Origin of the sequence: Sphingobium naphthae (assembly GCF_043589935.1) — a bacterium.
Classification (GTDB): domain Bacteria; phylum Pseudomonadota; class Alphaproteobacteria; order Sphingomonadales; family Sphingomonadaceae; genus Sphingobium; species Sphingobium naphthae_A.
Map to the genome: position 1 here is coordinate 2533465 of NZ_CP171454.1, position 26335 is coordinate 2559799.

A 26335-nucleotide genomic window follows, 5' to 3' on the forward strand; every position below is an offset into this window, starting at 1 on the left:
CGATCCGGAGTCACCCAGTCAAGCTTTGTCCACGAAACCTAGGGGGCAATATGGTCGCGAATAAGTGGCTGATGCTTGGTTGCGCTTCGATGGCGCTTATCTCTTCCCAAGCTCTTGCGCAGGCGCCGTCGACTTCGGACGAAGTGTCGAGGACGGACGGACCGATCACGCAGGCGTCGGACATCGTCGTCATCGCCGGCATCGGCTATCGCGACCGGACGGACACGCCCGAGCCGGTGCTGAAATATGGCACCGACTATTTCCAGCGCTTCGAGCCGCTGACTGCGGGCGACGCGCTGAAGCGCGTGCCGTCCGTCACCTTCCTGTCGGACGTGATCGAAAGCGACGCGCCGCAGCTGCGCGGCCTGCCGCCGGGCTATACCCAGATCCTGATCAACGGCGAGCGCGTGCCGGGCGGATCGACCGACCGCAGCTTCTTCATGGACCGCATTCCGGCCGAACTGATCGACAGCGTCGAGATCGTGCGCTCCTCCTCGGCGCGGCGCACGGGCGATGCGATCGCCGGTACGCTCAACATCAACCTGCGTGACGGCTATGAGCTGAACGGCGGCTATGTCCGCGCCGGTGGCCTGGTCTATGACGACAATGAGCTGGAACCAAGCCTCGGCTTCGTCTGGGGCGGCGCGGTCGGTCCGGGCCGCCTGCTGCTGGGCGGCAATCTTCAGGGTCGTCACAATCCCAAGAAGAAGACCAGCCTGCGCTACGGCGATTCGCCCGAGAATGTCGCCGATTATGCGACCGAGGAATTCGACAATCGCGAGGACCAGACGGACACGCGCGATGGCAAGGATTACAGCTTCAACGGCAGCTACGAAATCGATGCGGGCGACACCAATTTCAAGCTGAACGGCTTCTATGTGAAGACCGATCGCACGGAGACCGAGCGCAGCTTCGAATATGATGATCCGACCGCGGTCACCGGCCCGGTGCCGGACGGCAACCTGCTGAGCGACAATGCGAACGTCGCCAAGATCGACCAGGAAAATTACTCGATCGACGGCAAGCTGACCCAGGATTGGTCGGCGGGCAAGACCTCGCTGCGCGTGGGCTATGCCAAGTTCATCGAGGATCGCCGCGAAACCGAATATGAGATCGGCTTCGACGTGGACGAGGGCGACGATCCCGAGTTCGAAGGCACGCTGACCCAGACGGACATCGAGGACCAGGAATTCACCGTCAAGCTGGAGCATGAGATTCCGCTGGGCGAGACGATGAAGTTCGTGTTCGGCGGCTATTATCAGGACAAGACGCGCCGCACCGGCATCTTCCAAGCCGAGCAGGAAGGCACGGGCAGCTTCGAGTGGAACCAGTTCCAGCAGAACCCCACCGACCTGGCGACCGAGTTTGAGGAGTTGGAAGCGATCGACGGCGGCGACAGCCGGATCAAGGAGAAGCGTCGCGACGCCTTCGCCCTGATCGAGGGCGATACCGGTGCGATCAAGTGGGAAGCGGGCGTCCGCTACGAGCATACCAAGGTGCGCGTCACCGATTATACGGTGGACGAGGACATCGCCGATCAGTCGAACAGCTATGGCAAGTTCCTGCCGTCGGCATCGTTCAAGCTGTCGCTGACCGACAAGGATCGCATCATCGGTTCGGTCGCGCGCACGCTGCGCCGCCCGCAGTTCGACTATATCCTGCCTGCGACGCTGGAAGAGGAAGTCGGTGACAGCGACCTGCTCGGCAACCCGCAGCTCGACCCCGAAAGCGCCTGGGGCTTCGACATCGGCTATGAGCATCGCATGGGCAGCCGCGGCATCGTGGGCGTCAACTTCTTCTATCGCGACGTCAAGGACCTGATCGAACTCACCAACACGGGCGAGGAAGGGTCGGAAGGCGAAGGCACTTTCGTCTACACGCCGATGAACGTGGGCGACGGCAAGGTCTATGGCGTCGAATTCGACCTGTCGACCGACCTTGGCTTCATCGGCCTGCCCAATACCGGCCTGTTCGGCAACCTGTCCTGGCTGGACAGCGAGATCACCGACGAACTGGGTGAGCGTCGCTTCAACAACCAGTCGAAATATGTCTATAATTTCGGCTTCATCCAGGACTTCCCGACCTTCGGCGCGGCGTTCGGCGCCACCTATCGCAAGCAGGGCGCGGCCTATAGCCGGGTAATCGCGGAGGAAGTGACGACCACCTACGGCGCCGAGCTGGAAGTGTTCGTGGAGAAGCGCTTTGGCAAGACGTTCACCATTCGCGCGGTGGGATCCAACCTGCTGAACGGCGCCAAGCGCGAGACGTTCAACAAGTTCGACAATCTGGCCGACCAGATCGACCGCAACTTCGACGAATATGAGCTGGAAAGCGAGAAGGCGGGTCCCGTCTTCCAGTTGATCGCGCGCATGGCCTTCTGATCGGCCACGTCCGAATGGGAAGGGGCTGCGCCAGTGGCGCGGCCCCTTTTTCTATGTCAGCGATTATTGGTGAGCCAGCGGACGATGGCGTCGACATCCGCGCCCGCGGCATCGACGGCCTGCTTCAGCCGATCCTGCGAAAATCTCTAACCGATCGGCCCAATATTGGGCGCTCAGCGGATCGTCCACCGATATGCGCTTGAGGTCACGGGGCACCGGCGGTCGCTGCCCGGTGTCCATTGGATCAGCCGCCATCGGCTTCATCGGGATCGTTCGTTGCGGGCTTGCCCGCCGCATCGCTGTCGGTGCCCGGCGATCCTTCGTTGGGCGGTGGAATATCGGGGCGCCCCTCTGCCGGGTCCTGCGGGGAGGGGGTGGGCGGGCTGATCTGATCGTCGATCATGGCGTTTTCCTCATCATGCTGGGACGGGAAGAACGCGCAAGGCAGCGCTTGCTATCCGCGCTTCTGCAACAGGTCGACGTCGAGATAGGCCGCAATGGCGGCCGGGTTGCGTCCATCATCTCGTCCACAACCGCTTCGCCCCATCGGCCGAGCAAACCAGGATCGGACGAACTTTGCCCCTTTCCTTCAGGACAGGGGGCGGCTGGCCCAGCCCCTGAGGCGGGCATAGAGGCCCGCGATCACGCCAGCGAAGATCAGCACGGCGAGCGGCACCGCCCAATGGCTTTCGCCCACCAGCGCGAGCGGCGCATCGCTGTCGGTGCCCGCGACGATGCCGGCGAAGGCGACGCCGAACAGGCTTTCGCCCACGATGAAGCCGGTCGCCATCAGGACGCCCATGCGCTCGGCGAATTCCGGGTTCGCCTGGCGCAACGCCCAGCGATTATAGAAATGGCCGATCGCCGCGCCGACCGGGATCAGCAGCGTCAGGGCCATCGGCAGATAGATGCCCATGCCCACGGCCAGCGGCGGCAGGCGCAGCTTGCCCGCGCGGCCCAGGGTCTCGTCGATGGCGATCACGACGACGCCGATGCCGGCGCCGATGGCGATCAGGCCCCAGTCGAGATCGCCGCCCAGCACGCCCTTCGCCAGTGCGGAGATCAGCGCCGCCTGCGGCGCCGGCAGCGCACTGGCGCCCGCGCCGCTCGCCCCGGCAAAGCCGAAGGCGCTGTTGAGCAGGTCGAGCACCGGCGGGATGACGAGCGCGCCGAAAATGACGCCCAGCACCAGCGCCAGCTGCTGCTTCCACGGCGTCGCGCCGACCAACTGGCCGGTCTTGAGGTCCTGCAGATTGTCGTTGGAAATGGTCGCGATGCCGAAGACGATCGCGGTGGTAAACAGGGCATAGGCGATCAGCGCCTGGGTCTGGCCTTCGTCGCCTCCCGATCCGTAGATGGCGGCGAGCAGCAGCGACGCGCCCAGCACGGCGAGAATGCCGACGCCCGAGATCGGGCTGTTGGACGCGCCGATCAGGCCGGCCATATAGCCGCAGACCGACGCGATGACGATGCCGGCGACCAGCACATAGGCGAGCGTGAGCCCGATCACTGGCACGGGATTAAGGGCGATCGGCCCGCCCTGGGCAAAGACCCAGAGCAGAATGCCGATCGGCAGCAGCGCCGCCACGATGGTCCCCGCGACGATGCCGATCGGCAGGTCGTGCTCGGTGATGTCGAGCAGCCCGGCATTGCCTGACTTGCGCGCGGCATTGGCGGCGAGCGCGGAGCGGATGCCGCTGACGATGGGGCCGAGGATCTTGAGCAGGGTCCAGATGGCGGCGACGCCGATGGTGCCCGCGCCGATGAAGCGCGCCTCGGAGCGGAAGGCGGCGCCGACCAGATCGGCAAGGTCCGCGCCGGCGGGCAGCGGGGCGGTGAGATAGGGGACGAGGCCGACCCAGCTGATCAGCAGGCCGATGAACATGGCGACGCCCACCGACAGGCCGACGAGATGGCCCACGCCGATCAGCGCCATCGAAAAGCTGATCGACACAGACGTCGCGCCCGCGCCCAGGGGAAAGAAGGTCGCGGCTTCCTCGGCGATCAGCTTGGTCTTGGCCACGACCGAGAAGGCGGCGGCGGAGACGGCGCTGGCGACGATGGCGGCAAGACCGCGCTTGTTTTCCTCCAGCCCCTCGCGCGAACCGGCGCCGACTTTCAGCACTTCAGCGGCGGCGACGCCTTCGGGATAAGGCAGGTCGGACCCCGTCACCAGCGCGCGGCGCAGCGGCACCGAATACATGACGCCCAATATGCCGCCGGTCGCGATGGTGAAGGCGGACAGCCAGTAGGGAAAGCCCTGCCACCAGCCGATGATGACCAGGCCCGGCAACACGAAGATGATCGCCGACAAGGTGCCCGCCGCCGACGCGATGGTCTGGACGATGTTGTTTTCCAGGATGGTGCCGGTCGAAAACAGCCGCAGCACCGCCATCGAGATGACAGCGGCGGGGATCGACGTGGCGAAGGTCAGCCCGATCTTGAGGCCGAGATACACATTGGCCGCGGTGAAGACGAGCGTGATGAGCGCGCCCAGGATGACGCCGCGCAGCGTCAGTTCGGCCATGCCGCTGACGGGGGGCGTGGCGCTCGCGGGCGCCTTGGTTTCGATTGTCACGCTGCATCCCTCGGGCTGATGAACTCGGATTGGCTGGTAATAATGTTGCTTTGCCGCGGATCAATCGGAAAGTCGATCAGGAGGCGCCGGGCGATCCGGCCGCTGTCTCCTGATCCAGCCAGGCATGGACCAGCCGGCTCCACCGCTGATAGCCCTTGGCGTTCATATGCAGTCCGTCGCGCGTGAACAAGGATGCATCAGGCAAGCCGTCGGGCGCGAGCAGGACGGTGCCGACATCGAGATATTCGACCCGCACGCGCGGCGCGCGCGCGGCGACCATGGCGTTGACCTGCGCCATTTTCGGCCGCAGCGTCCAGCGTATCGGGCTGGGCTTGAGCGAGAGCCAGGAAATGGCGGCCCGGGGATAATCCCTTCGCAGCCACCTCAACAATGTCATGATGTCGTTCGCGACGGTTTCAGGCGCCGCCCCGGCGGCCAGGTCATTTTCGCCGACATAGACGACGATCGCCCGGGGCGCGACCGGCGGCAGCAGCCGCTTGTAATAATGCAGCACATGCGGCGTGGTGGCGCCGCCAAAGCCGCGATTGACCGTGCGGATATCCCGAAAGCTGCCGGCGATGTCCCACAGCCGGATGCTGGAGCTGCCCAGGAACAGCGTCGCGTCGCGGACGGGCGGGCCCGCGCTGTTCGCCTTGGCGAAGGCGTCGATCTCGCGGGAGAAAGGAAAGGCCGGATCGGCGTTGGGAACAGGGGCGGGCGGCGCAGCGCCGGCTGCCCGCGGCGCGGCCATGGGGACGGCGAGCAGCAAGGCGGCCAGCCCCCAGGGCGCCGGCGCCTTAATGACGGTGGAGCGGGCGGAGCCGGTATTTGCCATCGACATAAGCGCCGAACATGCCGGTGATCGCCGGGTGATCGACCGGCTCGTGACTGTCGTCGGCCACCAGATTCTGCTGGCTGACATAGGCGACATAGCTGGATTCGCCGTTTTCGGCGAGCAGATGGTAGAAGGGCTGGTGCTTGTCGGGCCGCGCGCTTTCGGGGATCGCCTCATACCATTCCTCGCTGTTGGCGAAGACGGGATCGATATCGAACACCACGCCGCGGAAGCCGAACATCCGGTGCTGGACCACATCGCCGATGCTGAAGTGGGCATGGACAATCGGCGGGGCCGTCATGCCCGCGCCGAAAATCTGATTCATCTCTGTCATCGCCTCAATTTAGGAGCCTGCCGCGCCGACACAAGAAAAATACCCGTTTGGCCGCTTGGCAAGCGTGATTTCATTCGCTAATGGCCGCCGCTCGACCGGGAACGCGGCGCCTCCCAGCGCCTGCCGGACCTTCTGCGGAGAGGTGGCAGAGTGGTCGAATGCGCCGCACTCGAAATGCGGTTTACGGGTAACCGTAACGTGGGTTCGAATCCCACCCTCTCCGCCAGCTACCTACCCACCCCATGGTGCCCAACGCCCCGCCGGCAGCGGCCCCGCCATCTTTCTTCAAGCGCCCTGCCGGTTGCGCGCCGCTCGCCGGCTCTCTACCACCGCGCGCGATGCTGCTCGTGCTCCGACTATGTCTGCTGCTGCTGTGCGCCGCGCCCGCTGCGGCGCTCGCGCTTCCCGCCAACAAGCCGACGCCCGGTTATGCCCGGGTGGCGATCGAGACGTCGGTGGGCACGATCATCGTGGCGGTGGACCTGAAGCGCGCGCCGCGCACGTCGGCCAATTTCCTGACCTATGTCGATGACGGGCGGTTCGACGGCGTCACCTTCTACCGGGCGGCGCGGCGCAAAAGCAATGCCAGGCTGGGACTGATCCAGGGCGGGATCGACACAGACCTGCGCCGGTCGCTGCCGCCGATCCCGCATGAACCGACCAGCAAGACGGGGCTTCGCCATCTTGACGGCACCCTGTCGATGGCGCGGCCCAACCGGCCCAACTCGGCCGCCGGCAATTTCTTCATCACCATCGGCGCAACGCCCAATATGGACGTGCGCGGCGCCTATATCGGCTATGCCGCCTTTGGCCATGTGGTGGCGGGGATGGACGTGGTCAAACGGATATTGGCGGTGCCGACCTGCTGCGGCTCCGGCCCGATGCGCGACCAGATGATCGTCAGGCCCATCAGCATCCGCCGCGCGCGCCGGCTGGATGGCCGGCCAACCCCGTCGCGCGGGCCCAAGCCGTGGCTGCTGGGGCTGAAGCGGACAGCGAAATAGACAGGTTCAGGCAAAGGCCGCCTGCCCGCGCAGCCAGGCGCGGGCACCTTCGCGCGGGGGGCGGGCCTGCACTTTCTTCCATGCCTGTTCGTGGAAGAAGAAGGCCACGGCGTTGATGACAGGTTCGATGAGCGCGATGCCGCCGGCCAGCGCGACCGATCCGGTCATGACATAGGCGACCGTGAACCCGACGGTCAGGTGAATGGTCAGATAGGTGAGCGTCTTGATGAGGTCGAGCGGCATGGGGCATCTCCTTGGCTGACGATGCAAATAAGAACTATTCGCAATAATGCCAAAGGGCTTTTTCCGCTGGCTCTGATCGGGTCAGGCGATCAGAAGGAAGGCAAGGGAGATGCGCTATGGCGGGACGGATCAGGGTGGGCATCGGCGGCTGGGTCTATGAGCCGTGGCGCGGCAATTTCTACCCCGCCGGGCTGCGGCAGAAGGACGAGCTGGCCTATGTCGGCCAGCATCTGACCGCGACGGAAATCAACGCGACCTATTATAGCAGCCAGAAGCCGGCGACCTTTGCCAACTGGGCCAGGGCGGTGCCTGATGGCTTCCAGTTCGCGGTCAAGGCGTCGCGTTACTGCACCAATCGCAAGCAGCTGGCGCAGGCGGCGGATTCGATCGCGAAATTCACCGGCCAGGGCATAGCCGAACTGGGCGACAGGCTGGGCCCGATCCTGTGGCAATTCATGCCGACCAAGCGGTTCGACCCGGATGATTTCGGCGCGTTCCTGACGCTGCTGCCCGGCAGCGTGGATGGCGTGCCGCTGCGCCATGCGCTGGAGGTGCGGCATGAGAGTTTCGACGATCCGGCGTTTCTGGACATGGCGCGCGAGGCGGGCGTCGCGGTCGTGCTGGCGGATCATCCAGACTATCCGGCGATCAGGGGCCATGATGTGGGATTCAGCTATATGCGCCTGATGCAAGCGCAGGCGGATGAGCCGATCGGCTATGCCGCACACGCGATCGGGCGATGGACGCAGCAGGCGAGGGAACAGGCGGAGAAGGGCGATGTCTTCGCCTTCTTCATCAGCGGCGCGAAGGAGCGCAACCCTGCCGCGGCACAGGCGATGATCGCGGCGCTGGCGGCTTCGCGCCGGTAAGGTCGGGCGCAGGAACGGGAAGGCCGCGTCCGGCGGGCGCCGGAGCGGCCTCATGAGGAGAAAGGGGCGACGGTCCGAGCGACGCGCGAGGGAGCATCAGCCCTCCGCCAGCCATCCGGCCAGCAGATAGGCCGCGACCCCGATCGGTCCCAGCGCGCAGAGCGTCAGCAGCACCAGCGCGACGCGGATCAGCGTGACGTCGATGCCTGACCGGTTGGAAAGACCCGCGCACACGCCCATGATCTTGCCGTGGCGGCGGTCGAGGGTGAAGCTGTTGTTCATGTGTCTGGCCTTCTATGGATCACATGGTCTGGAAGATGGGTCGCGCCGATCAGGCGATCGGCGCAACCGGAACCGCTGCGCCCACGAACAGGCTGGCGAAGACGACAGCGCCGACGAGGGCGAAGGCGGCGTTCTGGATCTTGGCGATGAACATGGTGGATACTCCCTGATTGTGCGGCCGGACCATCCGGCCTTGATGCCAAAAGCAATTGCAGGGGGTGTGCCAATTTCCATTTTCGGCGGATTTCCGATGTTCTTGCGTCACGTGCAGCCATGGGTCGCAGTGATCCTCGCGGACTATTGGGGAAATGTTCATGGACTTGGGAAAATGTGCGCGGAGGTTCCATGAGCGGGGCGCTGCTCTTCGTCTATGGCACGTTGCGGGCCGAATTTGCCGGACCGATGGCGCAGCGGCTGCGGTGCGAAGCCCGGCTTCTGGGCCGCGCCAGGACCGCCGGGCTGCTGTATCGCATTGCCGACTATCCCGGCCTGGTGCCCGGCGGCGCGGCCAGGGTGGTCGGCGACCTGTTCGCCCTTCCGGACCCGGCAACGACCCTGGGCTGGATCGACATCTATGAAGAATGCGCGCCCGGCTTTCCCGAACCCCGGGAATATCGGCGCAGCCGGATCATGGTCGATGGGCCGGGCGGACCTGCCTGTGCCTGGGCCTATGTCTATGTTCGCGACGAGGCGGGGCTGGCGCCAATCCGGAGCGGCGATTTCCTTGCGCCCTGACGCTTACGATCACGCGCCGGAACCCACCCGGCGCTGACGCTTTCCCCAATCATTGCTGATTGTTGGAAGAGGAGTTGCCATGGAAGGCGCGGTCGCCGCCGGTCTTTGGGGTTTTGTCGGCGGGTCGGCGCTGCTGATCGGCGCGGCCATCGCCTATCTGGTCCACCTGCCCCAGCGACTGATCGCGGCCATCATGGCGGTAGGATCGGGCGTGCTGATTTCCGCCGTCGCCTTCGACCTGATGGATGACGCCTATGCGCGCGGCGGCCTCGACGCGACAGCGGTGGGTTTTTTCGGCGGCGCGCTGGTCTATACCGCCGCGAACATCCTGGTGTCGCGGGCGGGGGCGAAGCATCGCAAGCGGTCGGGATCCAATCCGGCGAAGAGCCAGGCCGTCGCGGACGAAGATTCAGGCCTGTGCATCGCCATTGGCGCGTTGCTGGACGGCATACCCGAATCGGTCGTAATCGGCGTCAGCCTGTTGCAGGGCGGAGGTGTCAGCCTGGTGACGGTGGCGGCGGTGTTCCTGTCCAACGTTCCCGAAGGCCTGTCCAGCGCGGCGGGGATGAAGAAGGCGGGGCGCAGCGCCGGCTATATCTTCGGCGTCTGGGGCGCGATCGCCGCGGCATCGGGCGTGGCGGCGGCGATCGGCTATGCCACCATGGCTGGCGCCAATCACGACATCGTCGCCGCGACCACCGCCGTCGCGGCGGGCGCGATCCTGGCCATGCTGGTGGATACGATGATCCCCGAGGCGACCGAGGAGACCCACGAATTTTCCGGCCTGATCGCCGTCGCGGGCTTCCTGCTGGCGTTCATGCTCACCAAGCTGGAGGGGTGAGCGAAGCTTTCCTACTTCGCCTTCATCGACTTCACGGCGTCCAGCGTGGCCTTCACATGGTTGGCATAGTTCATTTCGCTATGGACGAAGGCGATGCGGCCGGACGGCGCGATGACATAGGAGGTGCGGTCGGTCATGCCCGGCTGCATCTTGAGCGCCACGTCATAGCCCGAAATGATGCCCGGGCCGGCCGAGGCGACCGGGAATTTGCCCGCGCATTCCTTGGTGGAGAAGGATATGAGGTCATCGACCGGATCGGCCGACATGCCGATGACCGTGGCGCCCGCCGCCTTGAACTTGTCGATATTCTCCGCAAACTCGCGCGCTTCTGCCGAACAGCCCGGGGTGAACGCCTTGGGGAAGAAATAGAGCACCACCGGCCCGCGCTTGAGCTGGTGCGCCAGGGTGAGAGTGAAGGTCTTGCCCGCCAGCGCGCCGCGCGTCGTGAAGTCGGGGGCCTTCGCGCCGACCGCGAGCGCAGCCGTGGCGTTGCCGGCCGGCAGCAGGGCGGCGGCGGCGGCGAGGATCAGGGACAGGCGCTTCATCGATGGACTCCTTGGAACAGGCGATATGCGGAGGGCGGCATGCGGATCAGGCGGACGGGGCCGGGGGCTCCCACAATTCGATCGCATTCCCCTCCGGATCGTGAATGCGGGCAAAACGGCCGATCGCGGGATCGTCCCAGTCGGCTTTGGTGATGATCGCAATGCCGGCCGCGCGCAAGCTGTCCAGAAGAGGATCGAGGTCGGACACGCGGAAGTTGAGCATGAAGGCCTTGTCGGCCGCGAAATAGTCGCTGTCCTGCTTGAAGGGCGCGAACACCATCGGCCCGCCCAGCGTCTGCCAGACCCATTCATTGGCCTGAGCCGCCGGATCGGCGACGCAGCCGCCGCCGACATGGAGGTGCGTGCGATACCATTGTCCCAGCGCTTCGGGATCGCGCGCGCGAAAGAATAGGCCGCCCATTCCCAGCACCGGCATGGCATCGACTCCCCTTGATAAGGCTCCGCTTCTACCATGATGCGGGCGATGCTGGAACCGGGGGCGGGCGCGCCGGGTTTTCCCGCCATGCGCGTCCTGCTCCCCCTCCTGCCGATCGTCCTGCTCGCCGCGTGCGGGCGGCAGGACGGCAACCAGACCGAACAGCCCGGCGTCGTGTCCAACATCATGGACCAGGCCCTGCCTGCGACGGATGAACCCGCGCCTCCGCCCAACGCAATCACGCCGGTCGAGCCGCCGCCGGACATCGAAACGCCCGCGCCGCCGCCCGCGCCCGCCGGGCTGATCCCCGCCAATGTGCAGGGGCGCTGGGCCGGCATCGACGCGCGCTGCGGCGACCGGTCCGACGCGCTGGAATTGACGATCGCGCCCGACCAGCTGATCTTCCACGAAAGCGTGGGCAAGGTGCAGTCGGCGAGCGCGGGCGCGGACGGCCGCATCGCGGTGCAGGCGGCCTTCACCGGAGAGGGCGAGAGCTGGACCCGGACGCTCAGCCTGAAGCCGTCGGCCGATGGCGCGCGGCTGACCATCGTCAATGACGGAACGGCCGTAACGCGCAAGCGCTGCTGACGAAGCGCGCTTCCTTCGCGGTCCAGTCCCCGCTACAGCCACGCGATGATCGGCCGCCTGACCCTGAGCGATTTCCGCAATCATGCGGATGCGCTGATCCTGCCCGACCATGCCTTCGTGCTGCTGACTGGCGATAATGGCGCGGGCAAGACCAATATTCTGGAAGCGGTATCGATGCTGGCGCCGGGGCGCGGGCTGCGCGGCGCGGCGCTCGGCGCGATGGCGCGGCAGGACGGGCCGGGCGGGTTCGGCATCGCCGCCGAGGTGGACGGGGTGGTGCTGGGCACCGGGGTCCAGGCGGCCGCGCCCGAACGACGGCAGGTGCGGATCGGCGGGGTGGCCGCTTCCGCCAATGCGCTGGCCGACCATCTGTCGATCGTGTGGCTGACGCCGGCGATGGACCGATTGTTCCTCGACAGTCCGGGCGGACGCCGCCGGTTTCTCGACCGGCTGACGCTGGCGCTTCATCCCGGCCATGCGGCGCACAGCGCGCGCTATGACGCGGCGATGCGTGCGCGCAACCGGCTGCTGAGCGACCCGCGCAACGCCGACCCGGCGTGGCTGTCCGCGCTGGAGGCGCAGATGGGCGACCATGGCGCAGCCTTGTCCGCCGCCCGCGCCGACCTGGTCGAGCGGCTGAACCAGCTGCTCGCGGACCAGCCTGACGCGCCGTTCGCGCGGCCGATGATCGCGATCGAAACCGGCGAGGAGGGCGCCGATGCGCCGCTGGCCGAACGGCTGGGGCGGGAGCGGCGACGCGACGCGGCGGCCGGTCGGACGCTGTCGGGGCCGCATCGCCAGGACCTGGCGGTCATCCATGCGGCCAAGGGGCAGGCGGCGGCGCTGTGTTCGACCGGGGAGCAGAAGGCGCTGCTGCTGTCCATCCTGCTGGCCCATGCCGGGCTGGTCGCGGCGGATCGTGGCCAGCCGCCGGTGCTGCTGCTCGACGAAGTGGCGGCGCATCTCGACCCGTCGCGGCGGGCCGCCTTGTTCGACCGGCTGGCCGAAACCGGGGGGCAAGTGTGGATGACGGGAACGGAACCAAGCCTTTTCAGTGACTTGGCATCTGCAACCCGGTTGACGGTAACGGCCGGGCATATTTTTCGTTCCGCAGCATAACGCAACGATCAAACGACTCGTCGCCCGGCTCTTTTCATCGCAGCGGGCGTCTGCCCTAAAGCGGTTATCGGGGTTCAAGCCTTTATCAAGTCGGGGTCGCAATCGCATGTTGGCTGGTTTTCGCGCGTTTTTCGCGGCGTCTGTTCTTGCGTTTTCGGCCCTGATTTCCGTTCCCGCCGCCGCCGGCACGCTGCAATGCGCGCCCTTCGCCCGGCAGGTGTCCGGCATTGAGATTTACGGCAACGCGAACACCTGGTGGGGCCAGGCCGAGGGCCGCTACGCTCGTGGCCATCAGCCGCGCGTCGGCGCCGTGCTCGCCTTCGCGTCCAGCCGCTCCATGCCGGTGGGCCATGTCGCCATGGTGAGCAAGGTGGTGAGCGATCGCGAAATATTGCTGACCCACGCCAACTGGTCCTATCGCGGCGGCATCGAGCGCGACGTGCGCGCGATCGACGTGTCGGCCCATAATGACTGGACCGACGTGCGTGTGTGGTACGGTCCGATCGGCGGCCTTGGCACCCGGTCCAACCCCGCCAATGGCTTCATCTATGCAGATGAGCCCGCGACCATCGACCAGCCGGTGCAGGTCGCTTCGGCCTATGCGGCGGGTGGCGCGGCGATCCGCTCTGCTTTCTGAGCCGTTAACCTTTTCCCAACCGACCGACGCATAGGGTCGCCCCCGGTGGGGCGATTCTTGACGTTTCGGGATCGCAAATGATTCGAGCAATGATCCGGGTCGCAGCGCTGCTGCTGTCCGGGATGACGGCCGCGCCTGGCTGGAGCGCGGGGATGCTGCAATGCGTGCCCTATGCGCGCATCGTGTCGGGCGTGGACATCCATGGCGACGCGCTCAACTGGTGGGATCAGGCCGACGGCCGGTTCCAGCGGGGCCACAGGCCGAAAAAGGGCGCGGTGCTGGCGTTCCGGGCCTTCGGCCCGATGGCGCTGGGGCATGTCGCGGTGGTGAGCCGCGTGCTGGACGATCGCCGCGTCCTGATCCGGCACGCCAACTGGTCGGCGCCCGGCGCGATCGAGGAGGATGTGCTGGCCATCGACGTGTCGGCGCTGGGCGACTGGAGCCAGGTGCGGGTCTGGCACAGCCCGACCGGGCAGATGGGCGCGCGCACCAATCCGACCTTCGGCTTCATCTATCCGGCCAAGGCGAGGCTGCACGATTTCACGCCCGATCCGGCGCTGGGCGCCAGCATCCGCTTCGCGCGGGTCGATGCCGATCGCTGGGAGGAGGAGAAGGCTACGCCAGACCGCCGCATGTCGGTGCGGATCGTGCAGGCCGTGGCGGAGCCCAAGCCCGCGCGGCGCGAGCGCGCGCCCCATCTGCGCACCGATCCCGCGATCCTGACCTTTGCCGACAATGCGCCGGCGGAACGCAGCCTCAGCGCCATCATCGCAGACGTGAAGCGCGAGACGATGCTCAACTGATGCGAAAAGGGCGCCGGTCGCGGCGCCCTTCGCAATGTTCGCTTACTCGGGGTCGGCCGCCTTATCGTCCGCGGCGCCTTCGGCCGGCGTTTCGAACCAGGCTTCGACCTCGCCATTGAGCTTGATCGTCAGCGGATTGCCGTGACGGTCGCGAGTCTTGCCGGCGGCGACGCGAATCCAGCCCTCGGAGATGCAATATTCCTCCACATCCTTGCGCTCGCGCCCCTTGAAGCGGATGCCGATGCCGCGCTGGAGCACGTCCATGTCGAAATGGGGGCTCTTGGGGTTGGTGGACAGATGGTCGGGAGGCGTGTCGCTCATGATGGAAATCCTCGAAAAGTTGCGCCGCGCCTAGCGCCTGGGGCGCGCGCTCGTCAACCGCCGCCGAGCCCGCTCCGGCTCTCATCGACATCGCAGAAGATGCGTCGGATGACGCCCTGGTCCAGCCATGCGACGAAGCGCGCGCTGGCGTCGGACAGTCCAGCGACGGGATAGGCAACCGGCCGTTCGTCGATCGCGCGGCTGGCTATGGCGAGGCGGATGACCGCATCCGGCGCGGTGGTGAGGATGCGGCCGCGCCGGTCGGTGGCGGCGCTGTTGACGCCGACGACATGACCGTCCTCCGCCAATATGGGGCCGCCGCTGATGCCCGACAGCGTGCCCGCGCCAACGGGCACGCGGCCGCGCTCGGCCCAGGCGAGCACGGGCTGCATCAATTCGCTGCGGCCGCGGCGCGCGCTCGCGGATCCGATAAATTCCGAGACGACCAGTGTCGGCTCGCCTGCCGGAAAGCCCATATGATAGCCCGGCGTGCCCGGCTGCGGCATCGCGCCGGTAAGCGGCAGGGCGTCGGGGCTGGCGAGATCCGCTTGCACGATCGCCGCGTCAGCTTCCCGGCTTTCGAGCACGCGCGCGACCGGACGGGCGAAGCGGCCATCCTCCAGCCCGACGCGAGTGCAGCCATGGGTGACATGCTCGGCCGTCAGCCATACCCCGTCCCGATCGACCGCGAAGGCAGTGCCCATCGAATCAGCCGGCCCGCCGGGCTGATCCTCGATCACGAACTGTTCATCGCCCCATTGCGGCATCGGCCGGCGCGGGCTGCGCGGATCGAACTGCTCTACTTGCAGCGGGGGCACGGCCTGGTCCTGCATGACCCAGGCGACCAGCAGCAGCGCGCCCAGCGCAAAGGGAAGGCAGCTACAGCCCTGCTGGCGCGCCATGCGGCCTTCAGCCCGCCACCGCCGCGGCGGTCAGGCAGGCGATCGCCGCCTTCATCATGGCAAGGAAGATGGCAGCCGAACGCTCATTCGCCTCGATCCGTGCGGACAGGGTGCCCAGCAGAAAGTCGACAAGGCGAAAGGCGATGAGTTGCAGCACCAGCGTCACGCTGCCCCAGATGACGACATCCCAGACATTGACCGAGCCGGCGAGGCAGAAGCCCAGCGGCACCGCCAGGCCGATCGCCGCGCCGCCCAGCGATATGGCGGCCGCTTCATTGCCCGCGCGGATCAGCGCGAACTCGTCATGCGGGGTGATCCAGAGATAGAGCGCCAGCGCGCCGAGCCACACCAGAGCGGCGCTCCCGAGATGGAGCAGCAGGATCGGCAGGCCCGCGAGCAGGCTCTGGATGACGGGCATGGGATCGCTCATGCCGCAGACATGCCGCAACCCGCCGCAAAGTCAATCGGGCGGGTTGCGGGTCTGTGTCGGAAGTATCAGCGGCAGATGCGCACGCGCACGTCGCGATGCCGCCAGCGATCATAGCGCCATTCGGTCCAGCAGCGCGGGCGGTAGCGATAATGGGGCCGATAATAGTCGCGCTGGCCGCGCCAGTGCCGGCGCCCGTCCCAGCGGCGCCCATTATCCCAGCGCCGATCATCCCAGCGCCGGTTGTCCCAGCGCACCTCGCGGCCGTCGCGCCATCCATAGCCGCCATGATATTGCGCCTGCGCGGGCGTCGCCGCCGCACCCAGGCCGGCGATGGCGAGGCTGAGCGCCGCCGCGCCTTTCCAGAACAAGGTCATACCCATCTCTCCTCTCACGGCGCGCCGCCAGGCGGGCCGTGATCGAGGGATGCGCCATGCCGACTGAACGGAAAGGGAATGACGCCGTCAGCGCAGGTTCAGCGTCCGCGCAGGGCGCTTTCGGCGTCCTGCATATAGTCGCGCGTGATCGGCAGGGTACGGCGGTCGCGCGCATATTGGACCTGGTAATTGACCATGCCGCCATGTTCGAACACCGTCGCCGCGCCGGCCAGATAGAAGGTCCAGAGGCGAAAGAACCGCTCGTCATAGAGGGCGATGATGTCGGCCTTGTGCGCCATGGTGCGCTTGTACCATTCGCGGATGGTGAGGCCGTAATGAAGCCGCAGCACCTCCACGTCCGTCACCATCAGCCGCGTGCCTTCGCTGCCCTGGATCATTTCCGACAAAGCGGGAATATAGCCGCCGGGGAAGATATATTTCTGGGTGAAGGCGTCGGTGATGCCCGGCCCGTCGATCCGGCCGATCGTGTGGATCAGCATCACGCCATCGGGCGTCAGCAAGTCGCGGCACTTGTTGTAGAAGGTGCGATAATGGGCGGTGCCGACATGTTCGAACATGCCGACCGACACGATGCGGTCGAAGGGCCCCTGCATGTCGCGATAGTCGATCAGCTCGAAGCGGACATGGTCGGCGACGCCGGCGTCCTTCGCCCGCTGCCGCGCCACCTTGAGCTGTTCCTCCGACAGGGTGATGCCGGTCACGTCGACGCCGCAGGTGCGATGCAGGTAGAGCGCCATGCCGCCCCAGCCACAGCCTATGTCCAGCACCTTCATGCCGGGTTTCAGGTGCAGCTTGGCGGCGATATGCGCCTTCTTGTCCTCCTGCGCCTGTTCCAGGCTGATGCCGGCCTGATTGTCCATGTCGGGAAAATAGGCGCAGCTATATTGGCGGTCGCGATCGAGGAAGAGCGCGTAGAGCGCGCCCGACAGATCATAATGATGCGCGACATTGGCTTTCGAGCGGGCCTTGTGATTGGCGCGCCACAGCTTTTGCCGCACGGTCTTGAAACTGCGGCGAAGGCGGCTCCGGGCGTCGATCGAGCGGCCCGCTTCCCAGGGATTGTTCGCGCGGATCATGGAGATGAACTCCAAGATGCCGCCGCCCTCTATGCCTACCCGGCCATCAATCCAGGCTTCGGCCATGCCAAGGCGCGGGTCCCGGACGATGTCGAAGGGGACGCGCCCGTCATGAAAGCGCAGGGCCAGAGTGGGGAAGGTGGGATCGGGCCGCCCGACGGTGAAGCTTTCGCCATTGGCATAGTGGACCGTCAGCTGACCGCGTGTGACCAACCGTTTGAGAACACGTTCGAAAAGTTTCATGCTGCTACTGTGTCACCTCGTTACGCAGGCGTCAAATGCCCGCATACCAATCATAGCCCGCAACATCCTCCCAAAAGCCGCCCTTGCCGCGGCCGATCGCGTCGAGGCTGTCCACCGCCTCTATCTGCATCAGATATTTCGCCTGTTTGTAGCCCAGCTGCCGCTCGACCCGCAGCCGCAGCGGCGCGCCATTGGCGACCGACAGGGGGCGGTCGTTGAGCGCGAAGGCGAGGATGGTCTGCGGATGGAAGGCGTCGACCAGGTCGATGCTCTCATAATAAGGTCGCCCGCCGCCCATGTCGTCGGCGCAGTGGAAGACGATATATCGCGCGTCCCTTCGCAGCCCGGCCGCGTCCAGCAGGATGCGCAGCGGCACGCCGCGCCACTTGCCGATCGCGCTCCAGCCTTCGACACAGTCATGGCGGGTGATCTGTTCGCGATGGGGCAGGGCGTGCATCTGCGACAGCGAAAGCGACAGGGGCCGCGCCACCATGCCATCGACGCGCAGCCGCCAGTCGGCAAAGCCGGTGCGCCAGATCGCCTTGTAGGCCGGGGTGTTGGGATTGGCGGTGCCATTGGCGCGGAAGATCGGGGAAATCTGGTCGGGGCGAAATTCCTGCGCCAGCGCGTCGCGCGCCATCAGGCTGCGCTGCGCCCATTTGTGGAAATTCTCGGCCGAAAACAGCGCCCGGCGAAACTGATCGTTGCGAGCGAGCCGGTCGCATCCGGTCAGCGCGGCGGTGGCGCCCAGGAGCAGCGCGCGGCGAGCGAACATCATGGGCGCTCCCCGCTCTTGTCCTGCGGCACGCGATAGCGCCCGGTGATCATCGCGCGCATTTCGTTGAGCGGGCCGGCAAGCAGCACCATCAGGATATGGACCAGGAAGAAGGCGGCGAGCGCAAAGGCGGCGATGAAGTGTAGCGAGCGCGCCGATTGGCGCCCGCCGAACAGGTCGACCAGCCAGGGCCAGGCCGCGTTCATCCCCGGCGACATGGTGAGGCCCGTCAGGATGACGAGCGGCAGCGCGACGAAGATGACGCCGATATAGCTGGCCTTCTGCAGCACTTTATAGCGCAGCGCCGCCGCGCCGGTGGGGAAGCGCAGGCGCGCATGGTCCCGGATGTCCTGCCAGACATGGCGCGGCGCCAGTTCGCCCTGGCGGAAGGCGAGATCGCGGGAGACATGGCGGTTGGCGAGGCTCCAGAGCATATAGGCGAGCAGGGCGAAGGCGAAGATCGGCGCGGCGGCCAGATGCCAGTGGCGCGACAGCGCCAGATCATAGCTGGCCGGCAGCGTCCACCAGCTGCCGAACCGTTCCAGCTGCAGCCAGGCGCGGTCGAAATTCGCGCCATAATGGCCCCAATAGAGGCGGGGATGGGCATTGAAGATGCCAAGGCCGCTGGCGAAGAGAATGTAGAGCAGCAACGCGTTCAGCCAGTGCCACAGCCGCGTGGACAGGCGATGCCGCTTCACGGTGGGTCCGGCGATGTCGGGCAAGCTGTCCATGGCCAATAGTCCCAAGCCCTCTTTTATGACAGGTCGGCGCGCGGCGCCTGACCCGCGCCGGCGAGCGATGTAACCGTTTTGCAACACAAGCGGCGAAATTGATTGAAATAAAGTCTGCCCCTCTTTGCAACTGATTTTTGCAATCCTAGATGGGCCCTGCGCGATGATGATGCACAACGCGCTTTGTTCTCCCCCAAGACGGAGAGAACAGAAGCAGGAGTGAGCATAGGTAAATAGCCATGGTCTCTTTGCATCGAACCTGAACGCCCGATGAATATCTAAGTCGAGGCGATTAGAATAAAAACGAGGACTTTATGAAGACTGTGATTTTCGCAGCGATTGCTGCTGCCACCGCTGTTTCGGCCCCTGCTTTCGCTCAGGACGCTGCGCCCTTCACCGGGCCGCGCGCCGGCGTTACGCTGGGCTATGACAAGATCGGCGGCGAAGACGGCTTCGCCTATGGCGTGACCGCTGGCTATGACCTGGCGCTCGCCCCCCGCATCACCGGCGGCGTCGAAGTCAGCCTGGGCGACAGCACCGTCGACGACAGCGGCCTGGACGTCAGCCGCGATCTCGCCGCTTCGCTGCGCGCCGGCTATGTCCTTGCTCCGCGCGTCCTCGCCTTCGGCAAGGTCGGCTATGCCTCGACCCGCTTCGAGGTCGATGGCGACGGCGCGGCGTTGGAAGGCGTGCGCTATGGCGGCGGCCTGGAATTCGCCGCGACGCCGACCGCCTACATCTCGGCCGAATATCAGCGCACCGAATATGAGCAGAATGTCGGTGGCCGCGATGCCGCGATGGTCGGCGTGGGCTTCCGCTTCTGATCCAAGCCTTTCTGGTCCCTCTCAAGATCAGATCAAGGGAAGGGCGGCCTCGCAAGGGGCCGCCCTTTTTCTGTCACGTTCAGGCGGGCAGGGGCTGAAGATCGGGCTCGACCCAGGCGCGGCGCGCCGCCGGCGTCATCAGCAGCGCGCGCGACCAATAGGCGAAGGGCCAATCCTTGTCGCCGAGCGGCGAGGCCATAAGCGCGGCGAAGGCGGCCGACGGCGCGATGTCGGCCGGCAGGCCCGCCAGCAGGCGGCGCGCCATGCGCAGCGAGCCCTGCGTGATCGTTTCATGATAGCCGCTGCGATCGCTGTTCACGCCGCCGACGCTTTCATTATAGCGGCGGATCAGGCCGGGCAGGTCGCGTTCGGGCAGCAGGTCGGGCCGACGCAGCATCAGCCACAGCGCGGTCGCGACATGCGCGCCATGAGTCCAGCGCGCTTTGGGCAGGGTGCAGGCAACAAAGCCTTGCGCGAGCGCCCCGATCTCATCGTCCGTCATCGTCGGTCCCCTTAAGCAAAACCCCGCCGGGTGAGGGCGGGGTTCAAAGAAGCGCATGCGCGCGTCATGTGCCCCGGATCACCCCAGAGCGGCTTGCTTCTCTTCGGCGAGGCGGCGCATGTCCGCCTTGCTCTTCTTCTCGCTCGCGCTCTTCAGCTGGCCGCAGGCCGCCATGATGTCGCGGCCGCGCGGCGTGCGCACCGGCGCGGAAATGCCGCCTTCGAACACGATGTCGGAAAAGCGCCGGATCCGATCGGGCGTTGAACATTCATAGTCGGTGCCCGGCCAGGGATTGAAGGGGATGAGGTTGACCTTGGCCGGCAGCTTGTAGTGGCGCAGCAGCCGGACCAGCTCGCGCGCATCCGCGTCGCTGTCATTCTTGTCCTTGATCATCACATATTCGAAGGTGATGCGACGGGCATTGTTGGCGCCGGGATAGGCGGCGCAGGCGGCCAGCAGCTCCTCGATCCCGAACTTGCGATTGAGCGGCACCAGCTCGTCTCGCACATCCTTGGTCACGGCATGCAGCGATACGGCAAGGTTGACGCCGATCTCCTCCCCCGCGCGCGCCATCATCGGGATGACGCCGCTGGTGGACAAGGTGATGCGGCGCTTCGACAGGGCGAGGCCGTCGCCGTCCATCACCACCTTGAGCGCGTCGCGGACATGATCGAAATTATAGAGCGGCTCGCCCATGCCCATCATCACGATGTTGGTCAGCATCCGGCCGTCGGACGTGTAGTGCGACGCCTCGTCGCTTTCCTCGTCATCATTGGCCGACGCCATGCTGCCCTTGGGCCATTCGCCCAGCGCGTCGCGCGCCAGCATGACCTGGCCCACAATCTCGCCCGGCGTCAGGTTGCGCACCAGGCGCATCGTGCCGGTGTGGCAGAAGGAGCAGTTGAGCGTGCAGCCGACCTGGCTCGACACGCACAGCGTGCCGCGATCCGCATCGGGGATGAAGACCATTTCATAATCCTGGCCATCGTCCGACCGCAGCAGCCATTTGCGGGTGCCGTCGCTCGACACCTGCGCCTCCACCACTTGCGGGCGGCCGACGACGAAGCGTTCCGCCATCCAGCCGCGCATCGGCTTGGCGAGATCGGTCATCGCGTCGAATTCGGTTTCGCCGCGGTGATAGAGCCAGTGGAAAATCTGCTTGGAGCGCAGCTTGGCGGCCTTGGCGTCGAGGCCCGCTTCCTCGAACGCGCCCTTGATCTGCGCGCGCGACAGGCCCATCAGGTCGACGCGTCCATCCGCGCGCGGGGTCACCGCCCGCGGCACGGGCACAGGATCGATAGCGCCGGGAATCGGCATCAGGGGGCTGGCGGCTGTCTGCATGGCCGCGCCCATAGCCGATTTCGGCGGATTTTTAAAGCCATGTTACATCAGCGCAGCCGGGCGCATCCCAAAGCGGCGGCGTCGATCGCGGTGGCGGCGCCGCGCAGGGCGTAGCTGTCGGCGAAGGCGCGGCCGTTGGCGCCGACGCTGGAGACGCTCATGCTGCTGGCCGAGCGCATGGCGGCGATGATCTGCGCGTCGGCGCGCGGGTCCGCCGCCCAGGCGTCGACCTGCCCCGCGACCAGGGTGAAGCGCCTTTCCCCGACACTGAGCTGGACGGGCGCGTCGGCGGCGCGGGCGCGGCTGAGGCGGAAATGCACCTGCCCGCGCACGCGGCGGCGCGGCCAGTTGCCCACGGCCGCAAAGCCCTGCGGCGCGCGCCCGCGGCGCACCAGCGGCTGGGCGATGGCGTAGCAGCGCGGCTCGCCTTGCCCCGCGGCAGGATCGCGAAAGGCGCCCCAGCGTTCGAATATGCCCAGCGAATCGCGGGCCATGGCGGGCGTCGCGGCGACCAGCGGCAGGATCAGGCAGGCAAGGGCGCGACGCATGGCCCCGGCAAAGCGCAAGCCGCCCCCATTTGCAACCCCTGGGACGATCGACATGCGTAACGAAAGGGCGAAGGCCGCGCTTGCAGGGACGGCAACAGCGGTTATGAAGAAGCATCCATCAGTGTCGCCGGGATTCGACCGAACGCCCGGCTATCGGCTTAAAAAGAACGGACAGAACAGGGACATGAAGGCCACCATCGAACGCGCAACGCTCCTCAAGAGCCTGAGCCACGTCCAGTCGGTGGTCGAGCGGCGGAACACGATCCCGATCCTGTCCAACGTGCTGATCGAAGCGTCGGCCGATGGCGCGATCAAGCTGATGGCGACCGACCTTGACCTTCAGGTGGTGGAAAGCATTTCCGCCCAGGTGGAGCAGCCCGGCGCGACGACCATTTCCGCGCACACCCTGTTCGACATCGCCCGCAAGCTGCCCGAAGGCAGCCAGGTGTCGCTGCATGCGGCCGACGGCAAGATGCTGATCCAGGCGGGCCGTGCGCGCTTCAACCTGTCGACGCTGCCGCGCGACGATTTCCCGGTGATCGCCGAGGGCGACCTGCCGACTCAGTTCGAACTGCCGGCCGAGACGCTGAAGCAGATCATCGACAAGACGCGCTTCGCCATTTCGACCGAAGAGACGCGCTATTATCTGAACGGCATCTATTTCCACGTGTCCGATGAGGGTCAGCCGGTGTTGAAGGCCGCGGCCACCGACGGCCATCGCCTGGCGCGCGTGACCGTGGTCCGTCCCGATGGCGCCGACGGCATGCCGGGCATCATCGTGCCGCGCAAATGCATCGGCGAACTGCGCAAGCTGCTCGACGAAGTGGAGGGATCGGTCCAGATCAGCCTGTCGGCGAGCAAGATCCGCTTTGGCCTCGGCAGTGCGATCCTGACCAGCAAGCTGATCGACGGCACCTTCCCCGACTATAGCCGCGTCATTCCGACCGCGAACGACAAGCTGCTCAAGATTGATCCGCGCAGCTTCGAGGACGGCGTCGATCGCGTCGCCACCATCGCCACGGAAAAGACCCGCGCGGTCAAGATGAGCCTGGACAAGGACCGCATTACGCTGTCGGTCACCAGCCCCGAAAATGGCACGGCGGCCGAGGAAGTGCCGGGCGCGTTCCAGGGCGAGGGTTTCGATATCGGCTTCAACGCCCGCTATCTGCTCGACATATTGGGGCAGATCGACAGCGATCTGGTCGAACTGCATCTGGCCGATGCCGCCGCGCCGACGTTGATTCGCGAAAGCGACGCCAGCCCGGCGCTCTATGTGCTGATGCCGATGCGGGTCTGACGCGCATCGCTGCCGCGATCGTCCTGTCGGGCGATCGTCGGCTGACGATGTTCCCGTCGCGGCCAGTAAGTCTCTGTCAACAAGTCGGCATTAGACAGCGCGCATGTCCTTGATGCGCGCGTCCTCGTCAGAGCCGGTCAGTCCCGTCACGCTGCTGATGGCGCTGGGCCTGACGCGCAGCGGAACGGAGGTGTCCGCCTCCTGGATTTCCGGCGCATTCGTTCATATCGCGCGGCTCTGGCCGCTGATCCTGCTCGCCAAGATCTGCATGGTGATGATGCTGCGCCTGCCCTTCTTCCGGCTGGGCGACGGGGCGCAGGCGGGGCTGCTGGCGCTGATGCTGCTGTTCGACGGGCTGGTGATGATCCTGCCGCGGCAGGAGCGGTTCCGCAGCTTGATGCCACATGTCCAGAATTGGGCGATGCTGGCGATGCTGTTCCTGTCGGGGCTGGTCTACAGCCTGTGGCTGGACGGCAAGGTGCCGGCCGCGCCTGGCGCAGTGCTCAAGCTGGTGGTGCCCGAACTGGTGGTGGCGCTGCTGGTCGCCTGCATCGTGGGGGATCGCAGGCTGCTGGGCATGAGCTATCTTCTGGGGCTGCTGTTGGCGGCCATGGCGGCCCGGGCGGGGCTGACGCAGATCGCGCTGCTCGCCAGCTGCATGCTGGTGATGGCGGTGGCGACGGTGCGGCAGGCGTCGGCCGACCGCGACCGCGCGATCGCGCTGCACCGCCAGGATTTGCGCGCCCAGCGGTCCGACCGGCTGCTGCAGGAGCATGAGCGCAGCGGCCGCGGCTGGTTCTGGGAAACCGACCGGCAGGGGTGCCTCACCTATATTTCCGACGCGCTGTGCGAAACGCTGGGTGTGCCCTGCGGCAGCCTGATCGGCCGGTCCTTTACCGACATATTGCGTCATGGCGATCGGCAGGCGGGCGATGGCGAGCGGACATTGGGCTTCCATCTGTCCGCGCGCACCGCTTTTTCCGAAATCGCGGTTTGCGCCGCCCTGTCGAAGGAAGAGCGCTGGTGGTCGATTTCGGGTCAGCCGGTGTTCAACGAATATGGGCAATTTCACGGCTTTCGCGGATCGGGCACCGACCTCACCGAAATGCGCCGCAGCCAGGCGGAAGTCACGCGGCTGGCCCAATATGATTCGCTCACCGGCCTGGCCAACCGCATCCAGATGCTGCGCTCGCTGGAGCAGGCGGTGGCCGTGCGCCATGGCCGGCCGGGCGAATGCACGCTGATGATGCTGGACCTGGACCGGTTCAAGAGCGTCAATGATTCGCTGGGCCATCCGGCGGGCGACGCGCTGTTGCGCCAGGTCAGCCAGCGATTGCAGCGGGTGGTCGGCGACAAGGGGCTGGTCGGACGGCAGGGCGGCGACGAGTTCAAGGTGCTGCTGCCGCGCAATCACGACAAGGCCAGCCTGGAGTTGCTGGCGCGCACGATCATCGCGACCATTTCCGAACCCTATATGATCGAAGGGACGGCGGTCGTGATCGGCGTGTCGATCGGTATGTCCGTCTGCCCGCGCGATGGCGTGACCGCCGACGCGCTGATCCGCAACGCGGACCTGGCGCTTTATGCCGCCAAGGGCGACGGGCGCGGCGTGCATCGCTTCTATGCGCCCGAAATGCACGCCGATGCCGAGGATCGCCGGCAGCTGGAGGAGGATTTGCGCCGTGCGCTGGCCGGCGACCGGCTGCACCTCGTCTACCAGCCGGTGGTGTCGTCGGGCACGGAACAGGTTACGGGCTATGAAGCGCTGCTGCGCTGGGACCATCCCACGCGCGGCGCGATTTCGCCCACCATGTTCATACCCATCGCCGAGGATACGGGCCTGATCGCGCCGCTGGGCGAATGGGTGCTGCGCACCGCCTGCCTGGACGCGGCGCAATGGCCCGAAGGCATCCGGGTGGCGGTCAATGTGTCGCCCACGCAATTTGCCAATCCGGGTTTCCCCTCCACGGTGATGAACGCGCTCGCAACAGCGCAGCTCGCGCCCGAGCGGCTGGAGCTGGAGATCACGGAAAGCGTCTTCCTGAACGATGACGCCGACACCGATTCGATGTTCGCGCGGCTCAAGGCGCTGGGCGTCCGGCTGGCGCTCGACGATTTCGGCACCGGCTATTCCTCGCTCGGCTATCTGAAGAAGGCGCCGTTCGACAAGATCAAGATCGACCAGAGCTTCGTGCGCGGCGCGGCGATGAAGGGCAGCCGCAACAGCGCCATCATCAAGGCGATCGTCAGCCTGGCCGAAGCGCTGGGCATGGACACGACCGCCGAAGGCGCGGAGACCCAGGACGAGCTGGCGCTGATCCGGCAGCTGGGGTGCAGCCATATCCAGGGCTATGTCTATGGCCGGCCGATGCCCAATGAGGATGTCCTGGTCGCGCATCGCGGCGGCGCCACGGCGGCCGCGCCCAAAGGGTTCCTGTCGAGCCGTCCGGCGCGCCGGACGATGCTGCGCACCGTGGCGGTCCATCATGATGGCCATGTCTATACCGGGCGGGTGCGCAATATCTCCGAAACCGGCGCGCTGATCGAGGGGCTGTGGAACGTGCCGCCGGGCACCAGCTTCTCGATCGAACTGGCCGAGCAGCTGGTAGTGCAGGCAACGGCGCGCTGGTCGAAGGACGATCGGATGGGTGTCGCCTTCGACCGGCCGGTGGATCAGGCGGCGCTGCGCCCGCAGGCGCGCTCGCTCGCCTCCTGATGCG

General features: G+C 66.3%; 30 protein-coding genes and 1 tRNA gene. 13 read left to right on the forward strand and 18 right to left on the reverse strand.

Features of this window, described 5'->3' with window-relative positions; translation table 11 throughout:
- Positions 1–50 precede the first annotated feature (50 nt).
- Complete coding sequence (locus ACGGKE_RS12550; RefSeq protein WP_394438366.1) at positions 51–2381, forward strand: TonB-dependent receptor plug domain-containing protein; 2331 nt, start codon at positions 51–53, stop codon at positions 2379–2381.
- 244 nt (positions 2382–2625) lie between these two features.
- On the opposite strand, the gene ACGGKE_RS12555 is transcribed toward ACGGKE_RS12550, so the two are convergent.
- From ACGGKE_RS12555 to hspQ, 4 genes are all read right to left on the reverse strand, one after another.
- Positions 2626–2784, reverse strand: a complete 159-nt coding sequence (locus ACGGKE_RS12555) for a hypothetical protein (protein ID WP_394438368.1) — start codon at positions 2782–2784, stop codon at positions 2626–2628.
- Between the two features lie 186 nt (positions 2785–2970).
- Positions 2971–4908, reverse strand: a complete 1938-nt coding sequence (locus ACGGKE_RS12560) for an OPT family oligopeptide transporter (RefSeq protein ID WP_394441981.1) — start codon at positions 4906–4908, stop codon at positions 2971–2973.
- Between the two features lie 127 nt (positions 4909–5035).
- Complete coding sequence (locus ACGGKE_RS12565; protein WP_394438370.1) at positions 5036–5800, reverse strand: GDSL-type esterase/lipase family protein; 765 nt, start codon at positions 5798–5800, stop codon at positions 5036–5038.
- Complete coding sequence (hspQ, locus tag ACGGKE_RS12570; RefSeq protein ID WP_394438372.1) at positions 5757–6128, reverse strand: heat shock protein HspQ; 372 nt, start codon at positions 6126–6128, stop codon at positions 5757–5759. Before hspQ ends, ACGGKE_RS12565 begins: the two co-directional genes overlap by 44 nt.
- 136 nt (positions 6129–6264) lie before the next feature.
- On the opposite strand from hspQ, the gene ACGGKE_RS12575 reads away from it, so the two are divergent.
- A tRNA-Ser gene (locus tag ACGGKE_RS12575) sits at positions 6265–6354 on the forward strand.
- A 112-nt stretch (positions 6355–6466) separates the two neighbouring features.
- The gene (locus ACGGKE_RS12580) at positions 6467–7132 is read left to right on the forward strand and encodes a peptidylprolyl isomerase (RefSeq protein ID WP_394438374.1); all 666 of its coding nucleotides are present in this window, start codon (positions 6467–6469) and stop codon (positions 7130–7132) included.
- A gap of 6 nt (positions 7133–7138) precedes the next feature.
- Here the strand turns inward: ACGGKE_RS12580 and ACGGKE_RS12585 are convergent, their stop codons facing one another.
- Positions 7139–7375 carry a DUF2061 domain-containing protein gene (locus tag ACGGKE_RS12585; protein ID WP_394438377.1) on the reverse strand — a complete coding sequence of 79 codons (237 nt, stop codon included), beginning with the start codon at positions 7373–7375 and terminating at the stop codon, positions 7139–7141.
- A gap of 116 nt (positions 7376–7491) precedes the next feature.
- Here ACGGKE_RS12585 and ACGGKE_RS12590 point away from each other — a divergent pair, with 116 nt between their 5' ends.
- Positions 7492–8244 (forward strand): DUF72 domain-containing protein, encoded by a 753-nt coding sequence (locus ACGGKE_RS12590; RefSeq protein ID WP_394438379.1) that lies wholly within the window; start codon positions 7492–7494, stop codon positions 8242–8244.
- Between the two features lie 96 nt (positions 8245–8340).
- On the opposite strand, the gene ACGGKE_RS12595 is transcribed toward ACGGKE_RS12590, so the two are convergent.
- Positions 8341–8526 carry a PspC domain-containing protein gene (locus ACGGKE_RS12595; protein WP_317516895.1) on the reverse strand — a complete coding sequence of 62 codons (186 nt, stop codon included), beginning with the start codon at positions 8524–8526 and terminating at the stop codon, positions 8341–8343.
- 345 nt (positions 8527–8871) lie between these two features.
- Between ACGGKE_RS12595 and ACGGKE_RS12600 the strand changes: the two genes are divergently transcribed.
- Together ACGGKE_RS12600 and ACGGKE_RS12605 are read left to right on the forward strand one after the other, a co-directional pair.
- Positions 8872–9261: a gamma-glutamylcyclotransferase gene (locus ACGGKE_RS12600; protein WP_394438382.1), complete on the forward strand. Its 390-nt coding sequence runs from the start codon at positions 8872–8874 to the stop codon at positions 9259–9261.
- Between the two features lie 79 nt (positions 9262–9340).
- A complete protein-coding gene (locus ACGGKE_RS12605) occupies positions 9341–10102 on the forward strand; it encodes a ZIP family metal transporter (protein ID WP_394438384.1) in 762 nt (253 codons plus the stop codon).
- A gap of 11 nt (positions 10103–10113) precedes the next feature.
- Here the strand turns inward: ACGGKE_RS12605 and ACGGKE_RS12610 are convergent, their stop codons facing one another.
- Both ACGGKE_RS12610 and ACGGKE_RS12615 read right to left on the reverse strand, forming a co-directional pair.
- Positions 10114–10647 (reverse strand): peroxiredoxin, encoded by a 534-nt coding sequence (locus tag ACGGKE_RS12610; protein ID WP_394438386.1) that lies wholly within the window; start codon positions 10645–10647, stop codon positions 10114–10116.
- 46 nt (positions 10648–10693) lie between these two features.
- The gene (locus ACGGKE_RS12615) at positions 10694–11083 is read right to left on the reverse strand and encodes a VOC family protein (protein WP_394438389.1); all 390 of its coding nucleotides are present in this window, start codon (positions 11081–11083) and stop codon (positions 10694–10696) included.
- 36 nt (positions 11084–11119) lie between these two features.
- Between ACGGKE_RS12615 and ACGGKE_RS12620 the strand changes: the two genes are divergently transcribed.
- The 4 genes from ACGGKE_RS12620 to ACGGKE_RS12635 all read left to right on the forward strand — a co-directional run bounded on the left by ACGGKE_RS12620 (position 11120) and on the right by ACGGKE_RS12635 (position 14230).
- Positions 11120–11671 (forward strand): hypothetical protein, encoded by a 552-nt coding sequence (locus ACGGKE_RS12620; protein WP_394438392.1) that lies wholly within the window; start codon positions 11120–11122, stop codon positions 11669–11671.
- 45 nt (positions 11672–11716) lie between these two features.
- Positions 11717–12790, forward strand: a complete 1074-nt coding sequence (gene recF / locus ACGGKE_RS12625) for a DNA replication/repair protein RecF (protein WP_394438395.1) — start codon at positions 11717–11719, stop codon at positions 12788–12790.
- 106 nt (positions 12791–12896) lie between these two features.
- A complete protein-coding gene (locus ACGGKE_RS12630) occupies positions 12897–13427 on the forward strand; it encodes a CHAP domain-containing protein (protein ID WP_394438398.1) in 531 nt (176 codons plus the stop codon).
- 89 nt (positions 13428–13516) lie between these two features.
- Entirely contained in the window at positions 13517–14230 is a 714-nt protein-coding gene (locus tag ACGGKE_RS12635) for a CHAP domain-containing protein (RefSeq protein WP_394438401.1), read from the forward strand.
- 42 nt (positions 14231–14272) lie between these two features.
- Here ACGGKE_RS12635 and ACGGKE_RS12640 read toward each other — a convergent pair whose 3' ends face one another.
- From ACGGKE_RS12640 to ACGGKE_RS12670, 7 genes are all read right to left on the reverse strand, one after another.
- Entirely contained in the window at positions 14273–14551 is a 279-nt protein-coding gene (locus ACGGKE_RS12640; protein ID WP_394438403.1) for a DUF3297 family protein, read from the reverse strand.
- A gap of 53 nt (positions 14552–14604) precedes the next feature.
- The gene (locus ACGGKE_RS12645; protein ID WP_394438405.1) at positions 14605–15453 is read right to left on the reverse strand and encodes a serine protease; all 849 of its coding nucleotides are present in this window, start codon (positions 15451–15453) and stop codon (positions 14605–14607) included.
- A gap of 7 nt (positions 15454–15460) precedes the next feature.
- Positions 15461–15883 carry a DUF350 domain-containing protein gene (locus ACGGKE_RS12650; RefSeq protein WP_394438407.1) on the reverse strand — a complete coding sequence of 141 codons (423 nt, stop codon included), beginning with the start codon at positions 15881–15883 and terminating at the stop codon, positions 15461–15463.
- 65 nt (positions 15884–15948) lie between these two features.
- A complete protein-coding gene (locus tag ACGGKE_RS12655) occupies positions 15949–16257 on the reverse strand; it encodes a hypothetical protein (protein WP_394438409.1) in 309 nt (102 codons plus the stop codon).
- Between the two features lie 98 nt (positions 16258–16355).
- Positions 16356–17597, reverse strand: coding sequence for a class I SAM-dependent methyltransferase (locus ACGGKE_RS12660; RefSeq protein WP_394438411.1), 1242 nt, complete (start codon positions 17595–17597; stop codon positions 16356–16358).
- A gap of 31 nt (positions 17598–17628) precedes the next feature.
- Positions 17629–18375, reverse strand: a complete 747-nt coding sequence (locus tag ACGGKE_RS12665) for a molybdopterin-dependent oxidoreductase (protein ID WP_394438415.1) — start codon at positions 18373–18375, stop codon at positions 17629–17631.
- Positions 18372–19103, reverse strand: coding sequence for a cytochrome b/b6 domain-containing protein (locus tag ACGGKE_RS12670; RefSeq protein WP_394438417.1), 732 nt, complete (start codon positions 19101–19103; stop codon positions 18372–18374). The genes ACGGKE_RS12665 and ACGGKE_RS12670 overlap by 4 nt, the downstream gene beginning before the upstream one ends.
- A 314-nt stretch (positions 19104–19417) precedes the next feature.
- Here ACGGKE_RS12670 and ACGGKE_RS12675 point away from each other — a divergent pair, with 314 nt between their 5' ends.
- The gene (locus ACGGKE_RS12675; protein WP_394438419.1) at positions 19418–19927 is read left to right on the forward strand and encodes an outer membrane beta-barrel protein; all 510 of its coding nucleotides are present in this window, start codon (positions 19418–19420) and stop codon (positions 19925–19927) included.
- 79 nt (positions 19928–20006) lie between these two features.
- On the opposite strand, the gene ACGGKE_RS12680 is transcribed toward ACGGKE_RS12675, so the two are convergent.
- The 3 genes from ACGGKE_RS12680 to ACGGKE_RS12690 form a co-directional block, all read right to left on the reverse strand.
- Entirely contained in the window at positions 20007–20429 is a 423-nt protein-coding gene (locus ACGGKE_RS12680; protein ID WP_394438421.1) for a hypothetical protein, read from the reverse strand.
- A 78-nt stretch (positions 20430–20507) separates the two neighbouring features.
- A complete protein-coding gene (gene rlmN, locus ACGGKE_RS12685; protein WP_228167934.1) occupies positions 20508–21770 on the reverse strand; it encodes a 23S rRNA (adenine(2503)-C(2))-methyltransferase RlmN in 1263 nt (420 codons plus the stop codon).
- Between the two features lie 47 nt (positions 21771–21817).
- Positions 21818–22318, reverse strand: a complete 501-nt coding sequence (locus ACGGKE_RS12690; RefSeq protein WP_394438424.1) for a hypothetical protein — start codon at positions 22316–22318, stop codon at positions 21818–21820.
- 184 nt (positions 22319–22502) lie between these two features.
- Between ACGGKE_RS12690 and dnaN the strand changes: the two genes are divergently transcribed.
- Both dnaN and ACGGKE_RS12700 read left to right on the forward strand, forming a co-directional pair.
- A complete protein-coding gene (dnaN, locus tag ACGGKE_RS12695; RefSeq protein ID WP_394438426.1) occupies positions 22503–23615 on the forward strand; it encodes a DNA polymerase III subunit beta in 1113 nt (370 codons plus the stop codon).
- Between the two features lie 103 nt (positions 23616–23718).
- Positions 23719–26331: an EAL domain-containing protein gene (locus ACGGKE_RS12700; protein ID WP_394438428.1), complete on the forward strand. Its 2613-nt coding sequence runs from the start codon at positions 23719–23721 to the stop codon at positions 26329–26331.
- The last annotated feature ends 4 nt before the right edge of the window (positions 26332–26335 follow it).